Raw genomic sequence first — 4,296 nt, forward strand, 5'->3', positions numbered from 1 at the left:
CGCCTGGCCATGGTGTTCCAGCACTTCAACCTGTGGAGCCACATGACCGTGCTCGACAACATCACCATGGCCCCACGCCGGGTGCTGGGCGTCAGCAAGAAGGACGCAGAGGATCGCGCCCGGCGCTACCTGGACAAGGTCGGTTTGCCGGCACGGGTGGCCGATCAATACCCGGCGTTCCTCTCGGGTGGTCAGCAGCAACGSGTCGCCATTGCCCGCGCCCTGAGCATGGAACCGGAGATCATGCTGTTCGACGAGCCGACTTCGGCCCTGGACCCGGAACTGGTGGGCGAAGTGCTCAAGGTGATCCAGGGGCTGGCCGAAGAAGGCCGCACCATGATCATGGTGACCCACGAAATGAGCTTTGCGCGCAAAGTGTCGAACCAGGTGCTGTTCCTGCACCAGGGGCGGGTCGAAGAGCAGGGTGCGCCCGAGGACGTATTGGGCAATCCAAAAAGCGAGCGCCTGCAGCAATTCCTCAGCGGCAACCTGAAGTAGCAAGAGCGCCTTCGAGCAACCAACAGATCGCTCGAAGGCACTGGCTCCCTCAAAGGCCGCTAAATAGCCGCCCTCGGAAAACACTAGACTACGTCGTCAAGCAGCGACGCAGAATGCCTGGGCAGACCTATGGAAATCAAGGCAGCGAGAAGTACGAACGCGCTCGATATCCACAAGCACGCACCCAATCCATAGACCTGATAAATCCAGCCGGAAAGCACCGTACCTATCAGCCGTCCCATGGCGTTCGACATGTAATAAAAACCCACATCCAGTGACACACCATCTTCCTTGGCGTAGGACACGATCAGATAGCTGTGGAGCGACGAATTCACCGCGAACAACGCACCAAAAACCATCAATCCACCCAACAGCACCACCTGTTGCGACAGCCCGGTGTTCAGCCCGAGAGCAATGGCAGCAGGCAGACCGGCCAGTGCCAGCGCCCACAGAAATGCCGCACGACCATCCGGTACGTGTCCACGCTTCTTGCCGGTGATGTGGGGCGCGAAGGACTGTACGATGCCGTAGCCAATCACCCAGGTCGCAAGGAAGCCGCCAACCTTCCAGAAGTCCCAGCCGAACACGCTGCTCAAGTACACCGGCAAGGCCACCACGAACCAGACATCGCGGGCGCCGAACAAGAACATCCGTGCCGCAGAAAGGATATTGATCGCCCGGCTCTTGGACAGGATGTCGCGGAACTTTGGCTTGGCTTTGGCCTTGCCCAGGTCCTTCCTCAACAGGATCAAGCTGCCGATCCAGATCAGCGCCAGTACGCTGGCCATGGCCAGTAAGGCGCCTTTGAAGCCGATCAATGCCAGCAAGACTGCGCCAAGAAAGAAGCCGACACCCTTGAGTGCGTTCTTCGAGCCAGTGAGGATCGCCAYCCACTGGTAGAGCTTGCCCTGCTGCCCATCCGGAACCAGAAGCTTGATGGAGCTTTTGGCGCTCATCTTGTTCAGGTCTTTGGCAACCCCCGACAGCGCCTGCGCGCCCATCACCCAAGGGATGGTCAGCCAGGCCACTGGAACCGTCAGCATCAGTAACGCCGCGACCTGGAGGCCCAGCCCGATGTTCATGGTTCGGTTCAGCCCCAGCCGGGCGCCGAGGTAGCCACCCACCAGGTTGGTGATCACGCCAAAGACTTCGTAGAACAGAAACAATGCCGCGATTTGCAGTGGGCTGTAGCCCAACGTGTGAAAGTGCAGCACCACCAACATGCGCAAGGCGCCATCAGTGAGAGTGAAGGCCCAGTAGTTGCCCGTCACGAGCAGGTACTGCCGCACTTGCGGAGCGAGGGCTGACAACGCTTTCATGACCGCTCCTCAGACCGCCAGACCGACCATTTTGGCCAGTTCGACGGTGCGATTGGCATAGCCCCATTCGTTGTCGTACCAGGCATAGAGTTTGACCTGGGTGCCGTTGATGACCATGGTCGACAGCGCATCGATGATCGATGAGCGCGGGTCGGTACGGTAGTCGATGGACACCAATGGACGCTCTTCGAAACCGAGGATGTCTTTCAACTCATTCTCTGAAGCGTCCTTGAGGAGTTGATTCACTTCTTCGACAGTGGTGGCCCGCTCGACTTCAAAGACACAGTCAGTCAGCGAAGCGTTGGCCAGCGGCACCCGTACCGCGTGACCATTCAGACGTCCGCGCAACTCCGGGAAGATTTCGGCAATGGCGGTGGCCGAGCCGGTGCTGGTTGGGATCAAGCTCATTCCGGAGGCACGCGCACGGCGCAGATCCTTGTGCGGCTGATCGAGGATGCTCTGGGTGTTGGTCAGGTCGTGGATGGTGGTGATCGAGCCGTGGCGAATGCCCAGCTTTTCGTGGATGACTTTGACGACAGGGGCCAGGCAATTGGTGGTGCAGGAGGCGGCGGTCACAATGCGGTGCTGCGCAGGGTCGAACAGGTGCTGGTTAACGCCCATCACCACGTTCAAGGCGCCCTGCTCCTTGACCGGTGCACAGACCACCACACGCTTCACGCCTTGGTCCAGGTAGGCCTGCAACACCGCGACGGTTTTCATCTTGCCGCTGGCTTCAATCACCAGATCGCAGCCCGACCAATCGGTGTCGGCAATCGCCTTGTTGGCCGTTACTTTGACGCGCTTGCCGCCAATCACGACATGATCGCCTTCGGCGCTGGCTTCGTTGTGCCAACGGCCATGCACCGAGTCGAAGTTGATCAGGTGGGCATGAGTCGCCGCGTCCCCTGCCGGATCGTTGATCTGCACGAATTCAAACTCTGGCCAGCTCCAGGCTGCTCGCAGAGCGAGGCGACCGATCCGGCCAAAACCATTTATGCCAACTTTGATAGTCATGTTGTTGTGCTCTGTATCTGTTGTCAGTGGGCGTTCGACTGGGTGTCGAACTGGCCGATGTAGTCGATATGGGCAGGGTCGAAGGCGGAATCAGGCGATCTGGCTTTCACAGCAGGCGAGTGCCCGTTCGGGACGGTCGCCCATCTCATCAAGGCGTTTGGCATCAGGACTCAACCAATGCTTGTTGCTTTCCAGTGCAGTGGTCAGCACTTGATGAACCCAATCCGGCAGATTGGGGTGCAGTCGGTAATAGACCCATTGGCCTTGCCGACGGTCCGCCAACAGGCCACAGGTTCTCAGTTGTGCGAGGTGCCTGGAGATTTTTGGCTGACTCTCGTTCAGCGCGCAGGTCAGCTCGCAAACACATAGCTCTCCTTCACGGGTGATGAGCATCATCGTGCGGACCCGAGTATCGTCAGCCAGGCATTTGAAAACAGTAGTCGGTGTCAGATGGTCAGCCATATCAGTTCTCAGTGTTTGTTTTTGACCAAGACGAACATCTTGATGCGCTCATGAATTTCGTGAAGGAGGACACGGGCTTTGCCAGTCATTGTGAAGCCTCAGCTCATATACGGTTTATCGAATATATGAATTTCCGTATACAACGTAAAGAGACAACTGCAAACCAATACATCAAAGCGACTGCATGCGCCGCGACATCGCCGCCCTGATGGACTGCAACACCGTGGCCACGCTCCYTGGCTGGGAGCATTCGAAAGGTGCACGACTGGAAGTGCTGATCGCCGACCGCCTCGGCATGACGGTTGTGAATGCCCAGGATCTGGTATCGATGGGGTGACTGTCGGTCTCACCTTTTGTCGTAAGTCGATTGACTGACAGAGACCTTTGGAGCCCAGTAGTCAGCTGGCTAAACCTGATCAGAAGAGAAACACCATGTCGAAGATAACGGTAATATCCGGTGACTTTCTGACAGGTGCTGCTGAATTTCAATCTGGACTGTTCATTTTAAAATCCGCAGTAAAACCTTCCCTTAAAATAAAAATACCCCTTTCAAAAATAGAAACTTTAGAAACAGCAACCGAGGAAATAGTTAATAAGAAAGGAAGCGTTATTCGATGGAGCCTGGCTGGAGCATTGCTTTTAGGTCCGGTTGGACTGGTTGCGGGCTGGTGGCTAAGTGACAAAGAAAAGGAAATAACTTTCTACGCAAAATTCAAAGATGGCCGCTGCCTGCTTGCCACAACTGATATCGACACTTACTCCAAAATCTCTGCGTCTGCCCTCAAGTAACACCATTCCCCTCCCCTTCAAAGTCAGCCGCTATTGAAGCTGCAAGTACTTACTTGAGCTCCAGCAGTGTTCTGCTCTACGAGAGTCCAGTGACGGCCATCAAGAGCCGACGTTTTTGTGGGGGGAAAAATAGGGGAAATCCATTTCATCGACCAAAATCATCCTCGAAGAACCCGAGTTGCTGATTGCAATTGATGCCAGCCGGATAGTTACC

General features: G+C 56.4%; 6 protein-coding genes. 3 read left to right on the plus strand and 3 right to left on the minus strand.

The genetic code is table 11. The features are described from left to right. Positions 1–498 (plus strand): ATP-binding cassette domain-containing protein (locus ACXRVY_RS18675; protein WP_458237952.1); only part of this gene is annotated, 498 nt, incomplete at its 5' end. An 83-nt stretch (positions 499–581) separates the two neighbouring features. On the opposite strand, the gene arsJ is transcribed toward ACXRVY_RS18675, so the two are convergent. From arsJ to ACXRVY_RS18690, 3 genes are all read right to left on the minus strand, one after another. Beyond that, positions 582–1,817, minus strand: coding sequence for an organoarsenical effux MFS transporter ArsJ (gene arsJ, locus ACXRVY_RS18680; RefSeq protein ID WP_458237953.1), 1,236 nt, complete (start codon positions 1,815–1,817; stop codon positions 582–584). 9 nt (positions 1,818–1,826) lie between these two features. Continuing rightward, on the minus strand, positions 1,827–2,831 hold the full coding sequence (locus ACXRVY_RS18685) for an ArsJ-associated glyceraldehyde-3-phosphate dehydrogenase (RefSeq protein WP_223457313.1): 1,005 nt from the start codon (positions 2,829–2,831) through the stop codon (positions 1,827–1,829). Positions 2,832–2,921: 90 nt separating this feature from the next. Further along, a complete protein-coding gene (locus ACXRVY_RS18690; protein ID WP_223457311.1) occupies positions 2,922–3,293 on the minus strand; it encodes a metalloregulator ArsR/SmtB family transcription factor in 372 nt (123 codons plus the stop codon). 184 nt (positions 3,294–3,477) lie between these two features. On the opposite strand from ACXRVY_RS18690, the gene ACXRVY_RS18695 reads away from it, so the two are divergent. Both ACXRVY_RS18695 and ACXRVY_RS18700 read left to right on the plus strand, forming a co-directional pair. Next, entirely contained in the window at positions 3,478–3,630 is a 153-nt protein-coding gene (locus ACXRVY_RS18695) for a DUF4406 domain-containing protein (RefSeq protein WP_458237954.1), read from the plus strand. Positions 3,631–3,725: 95 nt separating this feature from the next. Continuing rightward, positions 3,726–4,082: a hypothetical protein gene (locus ACXRVY_RS18700; protein WP_223457307.1), complete on the plus strand. Its 357-nt coding sequence runs from the start codon at positions 3,726–3,728 to the stop codon at positions 4,080–4,082. Positions 4,083–4,296 lie beyond the last annotated feature (214 nt).

The sequence above is a fragment of the Pseudomonas sp. P5_A2_2 genome (genome assembly GCF_054177685.1).